The sequence below is a fragment of the Xanthocytophaga flava genome, from assembly GCF_030068545.1.
Lineage (GTDB): Bacteria > Bacteroidota > Bacteroidia > Cytophagales > 172606-1 > Xanthocytophaga > Xanthocytophaga flava.
Genome location: NZ_JASJOR010000020.1, coordinates 24,384 through 42,817, shown reverse-complemented (window position 1 = coordinate 42,817; position 18,434 = coordinate 24,384). Strand labels below are relative to the sequence as shown.

The following is an 18,434-nucleotide window of genomic DNA, read 5'->3' as shown; positions in this document are numbered from 1 at the left end:
TTATTAACTTCGCCCCCGCATTTTTAACATTTACTATTCACTTATTAATTTATATTTCTCCATGGGTCTTCAATGTGGGATCGTAGGTCTACCTAATGTTGGAAAATCTACTCTTTTTTCAGCTTTGACCAATATTCAGAATGTGGCAGCCAATTACGAGTTTGCTACCATTGATCCCAATATCGGTATCGTAGATGTACCTGACCAACGGTTACAGATATTAGAAGGTATTGTGAATCCTCAGCGTGTGGTACCTGCTACTATTGAGTTTGTAGATATTGCAGGTCTGGTAAAAGGTGCTAGCAAAGGTGGTGGTCGTGGGAATGCCTTTCTTACCAACATTCGGGAAGTAGATGCAACCGTACATGTAATTCGTTGCTTTGATGATCCGAATATTGTACGTTCTTCAGGTCCTGTCAACCCTGCTTCAGATAAAGAAGTGATTGAATTCGAATTGCAGTTAAAGGATCTGGATTCGGTAGAGAAGAAGCTATCTAAGGTAGAACGTGCTGCCAAAGCCGGGGATGCCAAATCAAAATCAGAACTGGCAGCCTTACAACGATATAAAGCTCACCTGGAACAAGGCAAGAATGCCCGTACCATGGACGCAACAGAAGAAGAGAGAGAAGCCGTTGCCGATTTGTTTTTGCTAACATTAAAACCAATGTTATACATTGCTAATGTGGATGAAAACAATCTGCATGAAGACAATGATTATGTGAAGGCCTTACGCGAAGCTGTAAAACCAGAAGGTGCTCAGGTATTACGTATTTGTGCAGCTCTGGAAGCCCAAATTGCTGAGATTACAGATCAGGAAGAGAAGGAAATGTTTCTGAGTGAGTATGGATTGAAGGAGTCAGGGTTGGATCAGATGATACGTGCAGGGTATGCATTGTTGGATCTGATTACCTATTTCACAGCTGGTGTGAAAGAAGTACGTGCCTGGACTATCCGTAAAGGCTGGAAAGCACCCCAGGCAGCCGGTGTGATTCACTCAGATTTTGAGAGAGGATTTATTCGTGCAGAAGTAATCAAGATCGCTGATTATGAAAAATACAAGTCTGAAGCGGCCTGTCGTGAAGCTGGAAAAATATCTGTGGAAGGTAAAGAATATGTGGTAGCAGACGGCGATATCATGCACTTCCGCTTTAACGTCTAAGTAGAATATGAACTGAAAAGGTTGAGTATCAGTGTAATATAATTCTGATAAATATTTTTTAACGCAAATGCTTGCTCTGAAAATAGAATTCTCTACCTTTGCAGTCCGTTTCCAAATTTACAAGCCCGAGTGGCGGAACTGGTAGACGCGCACGACTCAAAATCGTGTTCCTTCACGGAGTGCCGGTTCGATTCCGGCCTCGGGTACTAAACAAAAAGGCGATCTTTTAAAGATCGCCTTTTTGTTTATCTACTTCCATGCCATAAATCCTTCAAACATAAAATACAACATTGTAATGTAGATAGTGTACTTGGTTAGTTTCTTGACAAGCTTGTATGTTTTGAATATAACAGGGTTATATGCTGACTTGTCAAACGTTACATGTGTTGTCCGTTCCATTTTGATGTGTGTTTTGAGTGAATATTAAAGTATGCATCAAAAGTAGTAGCCAGACTTATCCTAAAATTGTAAGAAAACGAAATCAGAAGGTCTTTATACGTCTGTAAACTCCTTAATAACCTCAGCGAAACTACGAATTCGCTTCTTCCAGTGCCAATAAGAAGCGTAAAGCAGAATTAGCATCGTACAAATAATACCCGCCAGCATAAAGTATTTGATAGTAGTAAAGTGAATAGTAGAAGTAAGAAAACTCAAAAGGAACGCACTGTAAATAGCAGAAGCAAGCAATGAAAAGACAGAGAGTCGCCTTAATGTAACAATATGTTTTTCTACAGATGTTTTTATAGTACTTGACACAACAGGATTCCTTATCGCCAGATAGCTCAACACATCATTGAGAATAAACAGAAAAATACTGATTCCCAAAAGTATATTAATATAGAGCGGTTTGTGGGCTCCGTCAAACCAGTCTCTGTAGATAAATAATATAAATACCAGAAGTCCTGCTTCCAATATCAGTCTCACTCGTATCTTTTTTAAGGCCGGATGTTGATTGATATGGGTCATTTGTTTTAGTTCTGATTCCTGTTTGGGGCTGCCTTGAGATTTTTCCCAATTTGATTTTAGTGATTCGAAATCCATAGAGTTATCTGTTTGAGAGTGATTTAAGTTTTTCTTTGATACGATTGATTTTTACACCTACATAGTTTTCGGTAATTCCGGTAATGTCTGCGATTTCTTTGTAGGAATATTCTTCCAGATACAAAGTAAGTATGGCTCGTTCAGAAACATTCAGGCGCCTAAACAATTGATACATTTGTTCTTCCTGATCCAGTTCTTCTGACCGACCTGGTACAGATACTTTGTCTGGCAGTTGGTCTGAATACGAAATATGAGGTTTTGATTTCCGGAATTCCAGTATAGCAGTGTTTAATGCTATGCGATACATCCAGGTAGTAATTTTAGACTCACCCCGAAAGTGAGGAAAGGCCTTCCAGAGTTGAAACACAATCTCCTGAAATAAATCTTTCTGATCTTCCTTTGTATCGCGATACAAACGGCATATCTTATAAATAAGGTTCTGGTGTTCATGAATAGCTTTTAAGAATACCTTTTCCATTGATTAGTGGAGTTCAACTATCATCTTATTGTATTTTACAGAATAAGTTGTTTTTAAAATCCAAAACTTACACATTGGCAAAAAATAATTGAAATAAAGCTACTTGCGACCAACTTACACCATTCTATGATTATCCCTTCAGATCATACAATCACATATCAATCTACTTATCGGAAAAAGTTACTTAGTAGTCAGCTTTGGACAGGGCTGTTTGCTTTTCTTACCGCAGGCTTATTATATATCATCAGTCCTGCAGAAAAGCTTGGGATTGCTACAAGTATTTGTTTGTTGCTTTGGATATGTATTGGTATGGTACACTGGCAATACAATAAGAAGTATTATAGACGGCTAAAGCTGATTAATACTCCTTTTCCAGAAGCATGGAAGCACTATCTGGAAGACCATTCTACCTATTATCAGAACCTCACAGAACCGGAAAAAGAAATATTTAATACACGGGTTCAGTTTTTTCTGGCAGAAAAGAAGATTGAAGGAATAGATACTGAGATTGACGATACAATTAAACTATTGGTAGCTGCCAGTGCTATAATTCCTACATTTGCGTTTCCTTTCTATGATTATCGTTCTATTCACGAAATATTAATCTATCCTAATTCTTTCGACGAATCCTTTCAGACAACACGTTACGAGGGGCATGAACAGCGTATTACGGGTATGGTCGGCAATCGGTTCATGGAGCATAGTATGATTTTATCAAAGCCTGATCTGATAGCAGGATTTAATGGTACCGTCAATAAAAATAATGTTGGCATTCATGAGTTTGTACATTTGCTTGATAAAGAAGATGGAGCAGTGGATGGTTTACCTGAAATATTCCTAAATCATTCTTATACAAGTGGATGGCTGCAAGCCGTCAAACAGGAGATTGATAGTATTCAGAAAGGGCATTCGGATATCAATCCATACGGCCTGACAAACAATGCTGAATTTTTGGCTGTAGTAAGTGAGTATTTCTTCAATAATCCAGTAAAGTTTCATGAAAGACATCCGAAATTGTATACTTATTTACTATCCATCTTTCATCAGGGTGGTATTTTATAGTACAGTTGGAAAATTTACTTATTCTTGAAACTATATAAGCTTTTTGGCTATACTAAGAGATAATATGAAAATCTTACTTATTTTACTTTCATGGATGGCTTTTGCATCTAATGTAAATTGTCAAACTGTAAAGCCTCGGATAATCAATTATCCTCTTGATTTACTTTTCAAAGACTACATGGAAGAATGTTTGTCTCCTGTTGGTGTATATTATAAACACTTACAGAATGCAAAAAATACATTTATAGCCACTCTTGAATTTAAAGAAAGATTTAAAGGGCCTTGCGACTTCAATATTATGACTATTTATAATAGTAACAATATTGAACTTTGGAAATTAGATTCAATAGCAGCAATCTATACTGATACAGCGTATCTTATTAATGGAAAGCAAGTTGTTGAATGTAATGCCAAGAGAGACACAACTGCTGAAACGAAAAATCCTCCTTTATATACTATAAAGTCAGGAAATATCTATTGGGACTTTGCCTCACAAAAGTTAGGGAAATTGATATATATTGACTATTCAAAAATTAATAATAATTCTCCTAGTCTACGTAATGATTTAAGAAAAATAGGGTTAAAGAAGGATGAAGTGGAAATATATCTGCAACTCTTGAAAAGAGTAAGGCAGAAAGAAAAATCATAAAGTTCCAAGTCTGAGATTGAAGATCAGTTCTTCTGTATCTTCTACCAATAAAAAGGCTCTCTTATAAGTAAGAGAGCCTTTTGGCATTTTAAACCTAGTCGTAAAACCAATTAATGTGAGCTATGCTTTTTCTCTGTGAGGTGTGTAGCAAGTCCCATTCCTAAAAAAATTATAGCAATAAATAAAAGAGTAAATTGTTCCATAACTGTAGCATGTTGAAAGATATTGGTAGCGCTAATGACTTCATCCACAATGTGTTCTGACGTTCATATACTATTAGTGAAGGTTATTTGAAAAGGTAAACTATTTCAAACAGGTATTTTGCAATAAATATTTCATAGCACACCAACTTGAAAGAGTATAAGGCTGGTATGCTATTTGTGTTAGAAAGATATCTGTAAAAAAGATATCGCATATAAGTTAATGCCTGTAGAATTTGCGTTTATCTAAGGAAACACAGGGTTAATCTAATTGTTAGTAAATAATGGTAGGAATATAGTATTAATGAGTAACTATGAAAACCTCTAAAGCTACCAGTTACGGAAATATGAAATTAAAGTTTGATACTGATAATATTGTCGTCTATTACGACAAGGTCAATCAATGGTTATTTGTAAGTTGTGCAAATCAATTAACCTTTATTGAAGCCCGCAAAGGATTTGGAGAGTGCCTGGAATTTATTGAGCAGAACCACTGTTCGCGTTTGATTATTGACAGCTATGCTATTAAATATAGCCCGTTATTACCTGAAATTAATCGTTGGCTGGTGAATGAATGGTTGCCGACTGCTAATGAACAAGGTTTACGATATATAGCTCAATTGACTCCTCCAGAGCAGGAATGGCGTTTATTTAATGCCAATAACTCTCTTGTTATACCTCCTACTGTACAAATCGAATTATTTACCTCTCTGGTAAATGCAGTCAAGTGGCTGTATATCCAGGAGTAAATGATACCTATTGATAGATACGTAAAGTGGCGGCCCCACTCCAATATGCCGCTACGCGCCCGCAGGATTACCACCATCCTTGCGGGTTTTTTATTATAATTCTATACATTTGGTATTGTATTTGATCATTTCATTAGCATGATCCGTATTATTTCTCGTCTATTTATTCTGATACTGATTATTGCAGGAAGTATCGCTATTTATATCAAATTCTTTTATCATCCGGAACTACCCCCTGCCGAAACACAGATCTCACATACTACTGTCTTGCAGGAAATCAATCGGATTGGTAAACTGGAACTGGTACGTTACAACTTCAAGGATATTCTCGAATACGAGAAGAAACGTGAGTTAATAGAAAACAAGGCTATCAAAGAATGGATACCGTTGACCATACCTCTCGAAAATGCCAAGGTTGTCTTAATCGTGAAAGGTGAAGCTGTTGGCTGTATTGACCTGACAAAGATTAAGGGTTCCGATCTGGTGACAGAAGGAGATACATTAATTGCTTTTCTGCCAGAGCCGGAGTTATGTTACTATCGTATCAATCATGACCAGTCTAAGGTATATGATGTAAAGAATGTAGATGAACAAGCGGTTATGATCAATGAAGCATATAAAAAAGCAGAAGTTCAGATCAAACAATCTGCCTTGGATATGGGAATATTGGAACAAACTCGTACCAATGCATCCCGGATACTTCAACCCCTTCTGGAAAAATCATCTGGTAAAAAGGTATTTATCCGCTATCGGTTAAAAGGTAGATTTGATGAGTTGGGACGTTAGAATAATGTAGTCAAGGTAAGGCGTTTAGTAAACTTAACCTCTAAAAGAAACCATTCCTCGCTATCTTCTCGAAACAATCGCTATCCCCTTTTTTTGTCCTTCTGAAAGAATCTCGTGGCAAGACCGGCGGCCTTTGTATCTGGAAAAAATCTTTTCAGAAACCAAACGCGGCTCTATTTGTCAAGAGATTCTTTCAAAAGGACAGAGGAGAGTGTGATTTTTCCAAAAGGGCGTATGTCTTTTATAGGACAAAAAATAAAGAGGGTAATCACTCTTCCTCATTTACAGAATTCACAGCTTCCCATACCAGATCTTGCTCGTATCCCTTACCCAAAAGAAATCGGGCTACTTTCTGTTTGCGAACAAGAGGATTGGGCTCTTTTTCTGATGCATTTTTCTTATCAGCAAGTTCCAGTAGGGTATCCCAATAAATTTCCGGGTCTATCTCATCCATTCCTTTCTGAATACAATAAGCTGATAAGCCACGTGCTTTAAGTTCCAGACGTATTTTAATGCGTCCCCATTTCTTCAGACGAAATTTACCGCCTGCAAAGGTTTTGGCGAATCGTTCCTCATTTACAAAGTTCTCCTGAAGCAGTCTGACAATGATTTCCTCTACTTCGTCTTCTTCCAATCCATAGGTATATAGTTTCTCTCTTACCTCCTGCTGTGTACGTTCCTGGTAGGCACAAAAGGCTGTAGCTTTTACATAGGCATCGGCAGGAGAATAAAACTTGGGTTGTTTAGCTGGCATGATACTATAATTCAGTTTTATCGTCTATGGGTAATTACTTTAAACGTTTGCTGAGGAATGACGACCTAACAAAGATATTATTTTATCAGAATTTACACACAACCATTTCTTTGTTTACCTTTGCGGGCTCAAAACAGTAGGTACTGGCCAGTAAGCAGGCTTGGGAAGAAATCTCTCGCAACAACTTAACACCTACTGACAAACTGCTTACTGCTAACTCTTTATCTGAATATGTCTGAAATGATCCGTATTGCCATCCAGAAGTCAGGACGGCTTAGTGAAGACTCTCTCAATCTGATTCGGGAGTGTGGCATTCAATTTAACAACGGAACTGGCAAGCTAAAATCAGAAGCTGCTAACTTTCCTGCCGAGTTTCTTTCCCTTCGAGATGATGATATCCCTGGTTATGTAGCGGATGGTGTGGCGGATATTGGTATTGTGGGAGAAAATGTTCTGATTGAAACTCATCAAAAGGTAGACCTTGTCCATCGTCTGGGGTTCAGCAAATGCCGTTTGTCTTTAGCTGTACCACGTGGGGACGATTATCGGCAGCTTACTGATCTACATCAAAAACGAATTGCTACATCCTATCCTCGAATCCTGTCAAACTTTTTGCAGGAACATAAAATTGAAGCAGATATCCATGAAATCAGTGGTTCGGTAGAGATTGCTCCCAGCATCGGACTGACTGATGCCATCTGTGATATTGTAAGTTCAGGTAGCACCCTGATGAGCAATGGTTTGAAGGAAGTGGAAGTAATATTCCGCTCTGAGGCTGTATTGATTGCGCATCCTAATTTGAGTCCTGCCCGGCAACAAATTCTGGATAAGCTAATATTCCGTATTAAATCAGTACAGGCTGCCAAAAATAACAAATACATTTTGCTCAATGCACCTAAGGATGCAGTTGCTAAGATTACATCTATCTTACCAGGAATGAAAAGTCCTACGATTGTGCCCTTGGCAGAAGAAGGCTGGGTTTCTATTCATTCTGTAATCAATGAAAATGCTTTTTGGGATATCATTGATAATCTGAGAGCGGCAGGTGCACAGGGTATTCTGGTAGTTCCGATTGAAAAAATGATTATGTAACGGGTACACTATTTCCCAATGGCATACATTTAGTATATTTTGTTTCATTACCATTTACAAACTATGCCAAAGATTGCTAAACATGTAGAGAAGGCAATTCTGGAAATGCCTCAGAAAGAAAAAGACAAGTTGCTGATCCGGCTTATTTCCAAAGATACCTTGCTTACTGAAAAACTGGAACATCAGTTGCTCGGGGATGATAATGATACATTGGACAGACGGAATGAATTGCTTCAGCAAATCATAGAAATGGCTTCGAATGAACACTATGACACACCGGGTTGGCTGATGATGGCTATGCGTGAAAAAAGTGGTCAGATCACCCGACATGAAAAGGTGACGAAAGATAAGTTTGGTGAAGTTGTTCTGTTACTGGCATTAATCAATGAGCCGTTTACCCGGCAAAAAGATATGCTGGAAAAGAAGTCAAAACGTGCTGATAACTTTGCTGAATATGTAGTAAAAAGAGCAAGGATAATTGTAAATAAAGCAGAGAAGCTTCATTCTGACTATTATGTAGAAATAGAAGAACGTGTCAATGACATGCTTACCTTTATTCACAAGTATCAGCCCTGCCGATATTATTTAGAGACTACTCCTCTTCCCAAGTCCTGGAATCCGTAAGTGTTTTCAAAGAGGGACATTCAATACATTTATACCGATTTACGTTATGCAGTTTATATCTTATCCTTCTGTCTCTGTCTGGCCTGAACTGATTATTCGTCCGGTTGCCAGTGCAGCAGATATCCGGCAGAGGGTTGTTCCTATTCTTGATCAGGTTCGTCAGGAAGGAGATGTTGCGCTAGTTCGTTTTACAGAACAGTTTGACAAGGTAAGCCTTTCACAATTACAGGTTTCCGAAGTAGAGATACAGGAAGCAGAACAAGTATTATCAGAGGAATTAAAAGCTGCTATCCAGGCTGCCCGAAACAATATTACTACTTTCCATCAGGCACAACTGCAACAACCCGAGCCTATCGAAACTATGCCAGGAGTAACTTGCTGGCGTAAAAGTGTGGCAATTGATAAAGTAGGCCTATATATACCTGGAGGTACAGCACCTTTGTTTTCAACTGTATTGATGTTGGGTGTTCCTGCTCAGATAGCTGGATGTAAAGAGGTTGTACTTTGCACCCCTGCTAATAAAGAAGGAAAAGTGCATCCTGCCATTTTGTATACTGCCCATCTGGTTGGTATTCATAAAATCTTTAAAGTAGGAGGGGCACAGGCTATTGGTGCTATGGCCTATGGTACACAGTCGGTACCGAAAGTATACAAGATATTCGGGCCGGGTAATCAGTATGTTACTGCTGCCAAACAGATCGTTTCTCAGGAAGGTATCTCTATTGATATGCCTGCGGGACCATCTGAGGTGGCTGTATATGCAGATGATACGGCTAATCCTGCCTTTGTAGCTGCTGACCTGTTGTCTCAGGCTGAACATGGAGTAGACAGCCACGTATTTCTGGTGTCTGTGAGTGAAAAGTTAATTCAGGAGGCTCAGAAGCAGATAGAAGAGCAAGTAAAACAACTTCCCCGAATGGCAATGGCAGCACAAACACTGCAACACAGCAAAGCTATTCTGGTAAAGGGTGAAGCTGAAGCGATTGAGTTACTCAATCAGTATGCCGCTGAACACCTGATTCTGGCTACAGACCGGGCTGAAAGCCTTGCTCCACTGGTAACCAATGCCGGTTCTGTATTTATGGGACACTATACACCCGAAGCAGCAGGAGATTATGCGTCTGGTACTAACCATACACTACCTACCAATGGATATGCCCGTGCATACAGTGGCGTATCAGTAGATAGCTTTGTGAAAAAAATTACCTTCCAGCAGATTACAGCTAGTGGTATTCAGCAGGTAGGACCTATTGTAGAACAGATGGCAGAGGCAGAAGAACTGATGGCTCATAAAAATGCAGTAAGCATTCGTCTGGCATCCTTGATCTGATAAAAATAGTTAGCATATTCATACTTAGTTTGTATCCATGCTGTTCTGAACAGCATGGATATTTTTTTATTCGGAGGACTTTACAAAATGATCGGAATTCTGTTCAGAGGGAGCTACTTAGCAATAGGATATAGGTTGCTAATCAAAGGTGTTTTTGACCATTATTTAAATCATTTTTGCGTTTGAATGGAATACCGATCATTTTCAAAAATTATTCGAATAATGGTCACTTTTGAGTTTGACCGGAATTTAGTTCAAACTTTTGCTTGACTGGAGTTCCGGTCATTTTTTCAAACTATCGGAATTCTGATCATCTTTTTAGCATATCAGACTGCTGATTATTGTCAGCTGTTTTGCATCAATAGAAAGTTGTGCTGTCAAAAGAATTGATACTTTTGCCATCCCCATATTTAATTTAACAGAACCACTCTTCTTTGGACTTGAAGGAAAGTAAATAAAATTAGTATGACACATCAGCAAATCCTAGACAAACTAGCAGCTAAATATCTGGTACAATCTATTGACGATGACATTTCAAGGCTAACCTGGTATGCCATGGCTTATGATAAACAGGGAAACCAACAAAGTCATCTTGCCTATATTCTCCCAAAGCTTTTATTGCGCTGGAATTGTATACTACATGCTGATAGCAAAGAAGTATCAGAACATTATAAGCAGAAGGCTGTTCTTGCTTTAGCCGTTACACTCCATAAGTATGGTTTTGCTGATCCAGTACTGACTCAAAATGCCATCCAGGCGATTGATCAATTGAATCAGGAGGTTGTATTGAGTGATGACTTTTTCAGAAAGTCAGAAGAGATTAAAAAGGTGATAAGTGCTGCCCCTGTTGCGTTAAAACGTAAACCTGCGATGCCTGAGAGTATCACCTTTTACAGACCAAAAGATGTAGTATCTATACAATTGAACGGAAAGTTTTACGCAGCATATATACATAAGCTAACAGGACCTAACGAAGCTCCAATTATTGAATTTTATGAAGGAGAGTTTGATCGTGTTCCCATAATTCAAGATCTGGACAATCGAACGGCAAAAGGGCAGAGATACAATGATGGCAAAGAGAGAATTACCCGTTTTGCTATCTATGGAATGAAGTATATGCCAGATCTTGCCAATCAAATTCAGTTGATTGGCGCATGTATTGAAAACACACCTGCAAACGAACATTTAACAGCGTCTGTTGGATTATATACTATGAGTGATTTGTTCGACATACAGTCTGATATTCAGCAAATGTTTAGATAGATCTAAGGGGGTAAATGAAAGTAAGTTGTTCATTTTCTGTGTGAAAGTGCCTTTCTTCTTTCTTTCGAAAGACTAGTCATCCTTTCATCATTAAGCTTGGTTTTAGCCTATTTTTTCTTGTAAATTTGACTAATTAGTTATCCCCGGTCAAATGAAAAATAATCAAGCAGGTGCACCTGATTTGTTCGCACATTTCAGGGACGACTTCCGTTCAGGGCTAGTCGTATTTTTAGTTGCATTACCATTGTGTTTAGGGATCGCGCTTGCTTCTGGAGCCCCCTTGTTCTCAGGGGTTCTCTCCGGAATTATTGGCGGTCTTGTGGTTGGTTCACTGAGCGGATCTTCCCTGAGCATCAGCGGACCTGCTGCTGGACTTACTGTTATTGTATTAAGCGGTATACACAGAGTCGATAATCATTTTGAAACATTTCTACTGGCAGTGGTTATTGCAGGCATTTTACAAATTATACTGGGTTTTCTTCGTGCAGGAGTCATTAGTTTATTCTTTCCCAGTGCTGTTATCAGGGGGATGCTTGCTGCAATTGGGATTATCCTGATCCTGAAACAAATTCCACATGCATTAGGTGATGACAAAGATGCAGAAGGTGAATTTGAATTTTTTCAGCTGGATGGTGAGAATACGCTTACTGAAATTGCGAATGCCATTGGCGATCCCCAGTTTGGTGCGGTGCTGATTAGTATTGTTTCCATTGTAGCCTTGCTTTCCTGGGACATACTGGGAAAACGCATACGTAGTCTGCAGTTTATTCCTGCCTCTTTGGTAGTGGTTCTTGTTGGGACAATGCTTAATATTATTTTTTCAGTATATATTCCTGCTTTAGCTCTTCAACCCCTTCACATGGTAAGTTTACCTGTGATCAAAGGTTTGCAGGATGTGCCAAATCTGCTAGTATTTCCGGATTTCTCACAAATAGCTAATCCCAAAGTGTATATTACTGCTATTACAATTGCTATTGTTGCCAGCCTGGAAACTCTTCTAAATATAGAAGCAACAGATAAGCTAGATCCTCTCAAACGACGTACCCCTGCCAATCGAGAGTTAAAGGCGCAAGGAGTAGGAAATTTAGTGGCTGGACTCATTGGTGGGATTCCGGTTACATCAGTTATTGTTCGTAGCTCCACCAATATCTTATCAGGAGCCAAATCCAAGTTATCAGCTATTATTCACGGAGTACTTCTTTTGCTGAGTGTTTTGTTCTTTGCCCGGTTCATGAACTACATTCCATTAGCTTCATTAGCTGTCATTCTCATTTTTGTAGGATATAAGCTGGCTAAATGGGAAATCTTTCAGGAAATGTATAAACTGGGATTATCCCAATTCCTACCCTTTGTTGTGACAGTGGTAGCCGTTATTTTTACTGATCTGCTAATAGGAATTGGTATTGGTATGATTGTAGGTATCTTTTTTATTCTGAGAGAGAATCTGAAAACTTCGTATTTTCTGACAACAAAGATCAATCAGAAAAACAGACATATACATATTGATTTGAGCGAGCATGTTTCATTTTTGAATAAAGCCAGTATTGCCGAGATTCTGGAAAATCTGCCCGATGACAGTACTGTTGAGATTGATGGGACAAAGTCTACCTTTATTGATCATGATGTATTGGAGGTAATCAAAGATTTTCGGGAAACTGCCAAAGCTAAAAATATTACTTTAGGTTTTGTGAACCAGATTAATCGGACATATAATATAAAGCTTCCTGAAAATCACAATCATGAGCATAACCATGTTCAGAATACATATCAGCAGTTGTTGGTTAATAATAAGAAATGGGTTGCCGAAAAGTTAAATATGGACCCTGACTTTTTTGAAGATATGGCTAAAGGCCAACAGCCCAGGTTCTTCTTTATCAGCTGTTCCGATAGTCGGGTGCATCCCAATGAAATAACAGGCACACAACCTGGCGAAATGTTTATTCACCGGAATGTTGCCAATCTGGTAGTAAATACAGACTTAAATTTTATGTCGGTGTTGCAGTATGCAGTGGAGGTACTGAAAGTCGAACATATTATTGTCTGTGGACATTATGGCTGTGGTGGCGTAAAAGCTGCACTGGAAAACACATATCATGGCTTGATAGACAAGTGGCTGCTAAATATCAAAGATGTATACCGACTGCATAGGGCAGAACTTGATGCTATTACTGAGCTGGATGAGAAGTTTAAACGGATGGTAGAATTAAATATTCGCGAGCAGGTCTATAATATCCATAAAACCTCTGTTGTACAAAAAGCCTGGAGTTCCAATGCCCGGTTACGGGTGCATGGTTGGGTGTATGACATCCGTGAAGGTATTGTGAAAGACCTGCAAATACGTCCAGAAGATATCTTTCATGAATATGGCCATATCTACAAGCTGGATTTTAAGGAAGAGGAAAATAGTGGGCAATAATTACTGCCCACCTATATTTCAGGTTATTGTAACCGGGTGTAACGAAAATGCAAGAGGTTTGTCTGAAAATAGTGCTTTTGTCTTGCTCCAGGTTTCTCTAAAAAAATCAGATTGCCTGTAAGCTTCCAGTGCTGCCGCATTTTCCCAGTGACTCAATGTGCTATAAATAAGCGGGTTGGCTGTATCCTGCAATAATTCCACATGTAAGCAGCCCGGAAAACTGCGAATGACAGGTTGCGACTGCCGGAAAATAGTATGGAAGTCTGCAACCTTGTCTGTCTGGAATGTCATACGTACAATACGAACCAGCATAAGAGAGATTAATCTAAAGTGGTTGACTATTTGATGATACAGATTAATGAGAATCACGTGTAACCACACTACCCGACTTACCTTTCAGAAAATCCATATCTGCTCCCAAATGTGCTTGCTCTACATGCTGAATATACAGATTTACGTAGCCCCGAGGTGGTTGAGCACGTAATTGCGATTCCCATTCCCGGCGACGTTCTGCCAGCTCCTCATCGGATACTTCCAGATGAAGGCTACGATTTGGTACATCCAGTGAGATCCAATCTCCATTTTGTACCAATGCCAGTGTACCACCTGCCGAAGCTTCTGGAGAAACATGTAATACAACGGTACCATATCCTGTACCACTCATGCGACCATCCGAAATGCGTACCATATCTGTGACGCCTTGTTCGAGTAGCTTCTTGGGTAGAGTCATATTTCCTACTTCTGCCATACCCGGATAACCTTTCGGACCTACGTTTTTTAACACCATAATCGAGTTTGCATCAATATCTAGATCTGGGTCGTCTACACGGGCATGATAGTCTTCAATGTTTTCGAACACTACTGCTTTACCCCGATGAGTCATCAGGGCAGGAGTGGCAGCCGATGGTTTAATTACAGCTCCATTGATTGCCAGGTTACCTTTCACTACTGCCATTCCTGACTGAGGTTTAAAAGGATTTTCCAGTGTGCCAACTACATCCCGGTCATAACAAGGGGCTGCGTTACAGTTTTCCCACATTGTTTTGCCATTCACTGTCAGCACATCTTTTCGAATTAGTGATTCCAGCTCTTTAATCACCGCAGGGAGTCCTCCAGAATAATACAGGTCTTCCATAAAATGTTCTCCGGAAGGCTGAATATTGGCAATCAATGGAATATCATGTGACAATGCATCAAAGTCATCCAGTTTTAAGTCTACTCCAATACGTCCGGCAATTGCCAGTAGGTGTATCACAAAGTTGGTTGAACCGCCGATAGCGGCATTGACAATAATGGCATTTTCAAATGCTTCGCGGGTAAGTATCTTAGACAGGTACATTTCTTCCCGAACCATGTCTACAATGCGTCGGCCAGATAAGTGCGCCAATACCTTTCTGCGGGAGTCGGCAGCCGGAATGGATGCATTATTTGGCAGAGATAAACCCAGCGCCTCAACCATAGATGCCATTGTAGAGGCTGTACCCATTACAGCGCAGTGCCCTGGTGTACGAGCCATGCAAGCTTCGGCCTCGACAAACTCTTCCTGTGACAGATCTCCGGTTTTGTACTGTTCGGCCATATGCCATACATCCGAAGTTCCAATATATTTACCTCTCCAACGTCCTTTCATCATAGGGCCTCCTGATATTACCAATGTGGGGATATCTACACTACAGGCACCCATAATCTGCGAAGGAGTAGTCTTGTCACAACCACACATAAGTACCACACCATCTATTGGATTGGCACGAATGGATTCTTCTACATCCATGCTGGCCAGGTTCCGGTAAAGCATAGCCGTTGGTTTAATAAGCGTTTCTCCCAATGAGGTTACTGGAAATTCTAGAGGAAAACCGCCTGCTTCCCATACGCCTTTTTTAACAGATTCTGCCAACTCCCGAAAATGTCCATTGCATGGGGTCAACTCAGACCAGGTATTACAGATGCCAATTACAGGTTTTCCTTCAAATTCATCATGTGGGATACCCTGATTTTTCATCCAAGCCCGGTATATAAAACCATCTTTGCCTTTTTTTCCAAACCACTGCTGAGAACGAAGTTTCTTTTCCATAATTCAGGTAATGCAATAAAGATTGAAAAGTGAATAATAATGGATCACATATATGTCGATAGATACAAGTATAGATAGAATTATTGGAAATATTCTATGGGAGAATTACAAAGTACAATGTTTTTTGATTGCATATAGACTAGGTGTAACAAATAAATATGATAATAACGCTTTAATAAGGCGAAAATAAGAAAATACCCCTTTAGGGGTATTGACAAGGCATTGAAAATGTGCTTGTTTGATGCTCATTTTTAATCTACAAAAACAGAGGTGTTATCAATCATGAAAAAAGCTATGAATAGAATTCGCCCATTCATTTCAAGTGATATTGATCTATCCAACACCTGGCAGGTCATCAAGTGGTGTGTAGAATTAGGGTGCAACTATGAGAAGTTGCAAATAGCAGTTGACAAAGTAGGTACTTCTCCTGATGCGGTAAGAGATTATCTTAAGAGAGGTATAATGTAGTCCTGTTAGACAAAAAGCCTAATCCTGGGCAGAGGATTAGGACTTTACATGAAAAATTGTTGTCTTAAAATACCCTTCTTTGTTTTCGTAATACCATTCAGTTACAGGTTCTTTGACTCCATAAAAAGAAGAATACCAGCCATCTTTGGTTTGGAGAGCAATAGAATTCCCATTCTTATCTGCACACACAATCTTCCAACCCTGAGTCTCGAAATCCGGATGTGGATGCCAGCGCTGATATATTGGAAGGTTCTTCTGTTTGATCTCTTCTGGCAGAAGTAAGGTATCTTCTATCTCCCAACGAAGTTCATTCTTATACTGGACGATCTTACGATGGTGAAAGATCTTTGAATGAACTTGTTGATATACATGCACTTTCCCTTCAAATACAATATGATCTCCTTGGTCTGTTAACGTTGCTCCTGCAGACTGACTCCAGTAATACCATATAAAGCGTCCTCCTTTTAACATCTGATCCTGATCACCTAACTGAATGGTATTGTGAGAGGCTGTTCCCATAAAATATTTTAACAAACCTGGTTCTGTATTGTACTTGTACGATCCTGCATCTCGCATCAGATTAATACCCTTATACCAAATATCTACATGTAAATTATCCGCTTGTGATGGACGGTCAGGGTGATTACCACACCGAACAAATACAAACTTATCAGGATCACGCAGTACATAGAAGCCTGTTTGTCTGCCAGAATTTTTGTCCAGAGCCAATGGCGATGCAAAACTTTGGTCTTTGGGAAATGCAGGAAAAGAAAATGTTTGTTTTCTTTGTACTTGGAGTCCATACCAGAATACATCTTCATTCCAGATACCATTCGTATACAAAGGCTTTTGATGGAAGAAGTAGTACAGGGCATTTAACTGAGGACGATAATCTCGATAGGTACATGAATTGAGTCTGAAGAATAATGCGCCATCATTTGCTCCATAGTTGGGTAAGTGCCCGGTAACAGTATCCTGGTGTTGATACAATAGATTCAGCGATTTATATACTCTATCATACAGTTTATCCTCAAAACGATCTCCGTTGCGTTCTGCCAGAATAAATGCCCAGGTAAACAGTTGCATTGTTACCCGATGATAGTTCATAGAGAACTGTAGATACGACCCATCTTCATAGATCTGATATAAACCTTCCTCAGTAAGCCACTGCTTTCCATTTTTTTTCCAGTCTGCACTTTCCGGAAAGAAAGGATAAAGCAAGCCTACCAGGTATAGTCCCAGACATTCTGTGATGGCGTGATTGTTCCGGACAGCAATTCTGGAAAAATCTATATTTGCTGCCACATGCTGGGCTTGCCAGTAAATAGAATGAATAATGGTTTGAAACCGATCTTCGGTAAGTTCAGGAGAGTTTTTGTAATAATGAAGAGCAAACGTCCAGTTTAGAATCCGTAGAGAAGTTTCCTGGCTACATACATAGTTAGGTCCACAGTTCAGAGGATTTTTTTCAATCCAGTCTTCTATTTCATGGAAAACAAATGCAGCCCGATCTGTCTGTGTATGAAAATCATATCGGATCACAGGATACAAGTAGGCAAAGCGTGATTTTTCCCATACAAACTTGATATCGCCAATCTTAGGGTCAAGTTCCCGTATGGTAGACCAGTGTTGTATAGGTGAATACTGATACTTTGTTTCTGGATGAGTTAGCCAGTTATAGTCTTTTCCCAGGTATTGGAAACTTGCATTAAAAAAAGGAATATGGCCTGTATTGATTAGTTCATTCTCTACCGAAAGCAATTCCAGTGTGCTTTCATCTAAAACAACATCTTTTGGGGCTTGTGTTAATGCTTCTCTGGAAGGAAAGAAAAAATGTACGGGTTGCACTTTCCAGCTTTCCAATGTAGTAAATGCAGTAAAAGGAACTTGAGTTGGAAAGGCTTTTTGTAAAAGACCACTGCGTTTCTTTAGTTCGTACGAAACACGAAATAGAAAAGCTTTCCAGCCCATCTGACGAATAAGCCGGGAAAGAAGAATAACTTTTTTCAATGAGTAAAAGGTATAGATGATTCTTTAAATCAGAAATAAGGTCTCTTTTCCTGTTGAGTTGTAAAAGAGTCAACAAAGTTCAGGAAATAATAGCACAAAATAAATTGTATCCTGTATGACTTCCCAAATTGTATATCTACTGTAGTATTCTATGCTTCGTTTATCTACTATGCATCACTATATGTTACTTTGATTATCAAAAACTACAAGTTCTCTCAAATCTCAATGATTACCAATTAAAAAAGCCTCCATTGCTGGAGGCTTTCCGATTCTTAACCCAAG

At 39.3% G+C, this 18,434-nt stretch carries 18 protein-coding genes and 1 tRNA gene; 12 read left to right on the top strand and 7 right to left on the bottom strand.

Going from position 1 to position 18,434, the window contains the following annotated elements:
- Positions 1-61 precede the first annotated feature (61 nt).
- Together ychF and QNI15_RS25340 are read left to right on the top strand one after the other, a co-directional pair.
- Positions 62-1,159, top strand: coding sequence for a redox-regulated ATPase YchF (ychF, locus tag QNI15_RS25345; protein ID WP_314034372.1), 1,098 nt, complete (start codon positions 62-64; stop codon positions 1,157-1,159).
- Between the two features lie 123 nt (positions 1,160-1,282).
- Positions 1,283-1,365: transfer RNA gene (locus QNI15_RS25340), tRNA-Leu, on the top strand.
- Between the two features lie 43 nt (positions 1,366-1,408).
- On the opposite strand, the gene QNI15_RS25335 is transcribed toward QNI15_RS25340, so the two are convergent.
- The 3 genes from QNI15_RS25335 to QNI15_RS25325 all read right to left on the bottom strand — a co-directional run bounded on the left by QNI15_RS25335 (position 1,409) and on the right by QNI15_RS25325 (position 2,678).
- Positions 1,409-1,558, bottom strand: a complete 150-nt coding sequence (locus QNI15_RS25335; RefSeq protein ID WP_314034370.1) for a hypothetical protein — start codon at positions 1,556-1,558, stop codon at positions 1,409-1,411.
- A 93-nt stretch (positions 1,559-1,651) separates the two neighbouring features.
- Positions 1,652-2,200 carry a hypothetical protein gene (locus tag QNI15_RS25330; protein ID WP_314034368.1) on the bottom strand — a complete coding sequence of 183 codons (549 nt, stop codon included), beginning with the start codon at positions 2,198-2,200 and terminating at the stop codon, positions 1,652-1,654.
- A gap of 4 nt (positions 2,201-2,204) precedes the next feature.
- A complete protein-coding gene (locus QNI15_RS25325) occupies positions 2,205-2,678 on the bottom strand; it encodes an RNA polymerase sigma factor (RefSeq protein WP_314034366.1) in 474 nt (157 codons plus the stop codon).
- A 126-nt stretch (positions 2,679-2,804) separates the two neighbouring features.
- On the opposite strand from QNI15_RS25325, the gene QNI15_RS25320 reads away from it, so the two are divergent.
- The 4 genes from QNI15_RS25320 to QNI15_RS25305 all read left to right on the top strand — a co-directional run bounded on the left by QNI15_RS25320 (position 2,805) and on the right by QNI15_RS25305 (position 6,124).
- The gene (locus QNI15_RS25320) at positions 2,805-3,740 is read left to right on the top strand and encodes a M90 family metallopeptidase (protein ID WP_314034364.1); all 936 of its coding nucleotides are present in this window, start codon (positions 2,805-2,807) and stop codon (positions 3,738-3,740) included.
- A gap of 64 nt (positions 3,741-3,804) precedes the next feature.
- Entirely contained in the window at positions 3,805-4,389 is a 585-nt protein-coding gene (locus QNI15_RS25315) for a hypothetical protein (RefSeq protein ID WP_314034362.1), read from the top strand.
- A 514-nt stretch (positions 4,390-4,903) separates the two neighbouring features.
- Positions 4,904-5,338 carry a hypothetical protein gene (locus QNI15_RS25310; RefSeq protein ID WP_313983459.1) on the top strand — a complete coding sequence of 145 codons (435 nt, stop codon included), beginning with the start codon at positions 4,904-4,906 and terminating at the stop codon, positions 5,336-5,338.
- A gap of 138 nt (positions 5,339-5,476) precedes the next feature.
- Positions 5,477-6,124: a DUF4230 domain-containing protein gene (locus QNI15_RS25305; protein ID WP_313983462.1), complete on the top strand. Its 648-nt coding sequence runs from the start codon at positions 5,477-5,479 to the stop codon at positions 6,122-6,124.
- A gap of 268 nt (positions 6,125-6,392) precedes the next feature.
- On the opposite strand, the gene QNI15_RS25300 is transcribed toward QNI15_RS25305, so the two are convergent.
- Positions 6,393-6,878, bottom strand: a complete 486-nt coding sequence (locus QNI15_RS25300) for a regulatory protein RecX (protein ID WP_314034360.1) — start codon at positions 6,876-6,878, stop codon at positions 6,393-6,395.
- 231 nt (positions 6,879-7,109) lie between these two features.
- Here QNI15_RS25300 and hisG point away from each other — a divergent pair, with 231 nt between their 5' ends.
- The 5 genes from hisG (at position 7,110) to QNI15_RS25275 (ending at position 13,603) form a co-directional block, all read left to right on the top strand.
- Positions 7,110-7,970, top strand: coding sequence for an ATP phosphoribosyltransferase (hisG, locus tag QNI15_RS25295; protein ID WP_313983467.1), 861 nt, complete (start codon positions 7,110-7,112; stop codon positions 7,968-7,970).
- A 63-nt stretch (positions 7,971-8,033) separates the two neighbouring features.
- Positions 8,034-8,594, top strand: a complete 561-nt coding sequence (locus QNI15_RS25290; protein WP_314034358.1) for a hypothetical protein — start codon at positions 8,034-8,036, stop codon at positions 8,592-8,594.
- Between the two features lie 46 nt (positions 8,595-8,640).
- Entirely contained in the window at positions 8,641-9,924 is a 1,284-nt protein-coding gene (gene hisD, locus QNI15_RS25285; protein ID WP_314034356.1) for a histidinol dehydrogenase, read from the top strand.
- Positions 9,925-10,389: 465 nt separating this feature from the next.
- Positions 10,390-11,187 (top strand): hypothetical protein, encoded by a 798-nt coding sequence (locus tag QNI15_RS25280; protein WP_314000156.1) that lies wholly within the window; start codon positions 10,390-10,392, stop codon positions 11,185-11,187.
- 151 nt (positions 11,188-11,338) lie between these two features.
- On the top strand, positions 11,339-13,603 hold the full coding sequence (locus QNI15_RS25275; RefSeq protein WP_314000157.1) for a SulP family inorganic anion transporter: 2,265 nt from the start codon (positions 11,339-11,341) through the stop codon (positions 13,601-13,603).
- 18 nt (positions 13,604-13,621) lie between these two features.
- Here QNI15_RS25275 and QNI15_RS25270 read toward each other — a convergent pair whose 3' ends face one another.
- On the bottom strand, positions 13,622-13,915 hold the full coding sequence (locus QNI15_RS25270) for a putative quinol monooxygenase (protein WP_314000159.1): 294 nt from the start codon (positions 13,913-13,915) through the stop codon (positions 13,622-13,624).
- Between the two features lie 43 nt (positions 13,916-13,958).
- Positions 13,959-15,674 carry an IlvD/Edd family dehydratase gene (locus QNI15_RS25265; protein ID WP_314000161.1) on the bottom strand — a complete coding sequence of 572 codons (1,716 nt, stop codon included), beginning with the start codon at positions 15,672-15,674 and terminating at the stop codon, positions 13,959-13,961.
- Between the two features lie 294 nt (positions 15,675-15,968).
- Between QNI15_RS25265 and QNI15_RS25260 the strand changes: the two genes are divergently transcribed.
- The gene (locus QNI15_RS25260; RefSeq protein WP_314000163.1) at positions 15,969-16,142 is read left to right on the top strand and encodes a DUF3606 domain-containing protein; all 174 of its coding nucleotides are present in this window, start codon (positions 15,969-15,971) and stop codon (positions 16,140-16,142) included.
- Between the two features lie 36 nt (positions 16,143-16,178).
- Here the strand turns inward: QNI15_RS25260 and QNI15_RS25255 are convergent, their stop codons facing one another.
- Positions 16,179-18,152, bottom strand: coding sequence for an alginate lyase family protein (locus QNI15_RS25255; protein WP_314034354.1), 1,974 nt, complete (start codon positions 18,150-18,152; stop codon positions 16,179-16,181).
- Between the last annotated feature and the right edge of the window lie 282 nt (positions 18,153-18,434).

Coding starts and splice junctions, on each gene's coding strand:
- QNI15_RS25310 (WP_313983459.1), top strand. CDS start 4,904: ATGAAAACCTCTAAAGCTACCAGTTACGGAAATATGAAATTAAAGTTT.
- QNI15_RS25320 (WP_314034364.1), top strand. CDS start 2,805: ATGATTATCCCTTCAGATCATACAATCACATATCAATCTACTTATCGG.
- QNI15_RS25265 (WP_314000161.1), bottom strand. CDS start 15,674: ATGGAAAAGAAACTTCGTTCTCAGCAGTGGTTTGGAAAAAAAGGCAAA.
- QNI15_RS25275 (WP_314000157.1), top strand. CDS start 11,339: ATGAAAAATAATCAAGCAGGTGCACCTGATTTGTTCGCACATTTCAGG.
- ychF (WP_314034372.1), top strand. CDS start 62: ATGGGTCTTCAATGTGGGATCGTAGGTCTACCTAATGTTGGAAAATCT.
- QNI15_RS25270 (WP_314000159.1), bottom strand. CDS start 13,915: ATGCTGGTTCGTATTGTACGTATGACATTCCAGACAGACAAGGTTGCA.
- QNI15_RS25330 (WP_314034368.1), bottom strand. CDS start 2,200: ATGGATTTCGAATCACTAAAATCAAATTGGGAAAAATCTCAAGGCAGC.
- QNI15_RS25325 (WP_314034366.1), bottom strand. CDS start 2,678: ATGGAAAAGGTATTCTTAAAAGCTATTCATGAACACCAGAACCTTATT.
- QNI15_RS25280 (WP_314000156.1), top strand. CDS start 10,390: ATGACACATCAGCAAATCCTAGACAAACTAGCAGCTAAATATCTGGTA.
- QNI15_RS25315 (WP_314034362.1), top strand. CDS start 3,805: ATGAAAATCTTACTTATTTTACTTTCATGGATGGCTTTTGCATCTAAT.
- QNI15_RS25335 (WP_314034370.1), bottom strand. CDS start 1,558: ATGGAACGGACAACACATGTAACGTTTGACAAGTCAGCATATAACCCT.
- QNI15_RS25260 (WP_314000163.1), top strand. CDS start 15,969: ATGAATAGAATTCGCCCATTCATTTCAAGTGATATTGATCTATCCAAC.
- hisD (WP_314034356.1), top strand. CDS start 8,641: ATGCAGTTTATATCTTATCCTTCTGTCTCTGTCTGGCCTGAACTGATT.
- QNI15_RS25305 (WP_313983462.1), top strand. CDS start 5,477: ATGATCCGTATTATTTCTCGTCTATTTATTCTGATACTGATTATTGCA.
- QNI15_RS25290 (WP_314034358.1), top strand. CDS start 8,034: ATGCCAAAGATTGCTAAACATGTAGAGAAGGCAATTCTGGAAATGCCT.
- hisG (WP_313983467.1), top strand. CDS start 7,110: ATGTCTGAAATGATCCGTATTGCCATCCAGAAGTCAGGACGGCTTAGT.
- QNI15_RS25300 (WP_314034360.1), bottom strand. CDS start 6,878: ATGCCAGCTAAACAACCCAAGTTTTATTCTCCTGCCGATGCCTATGTA.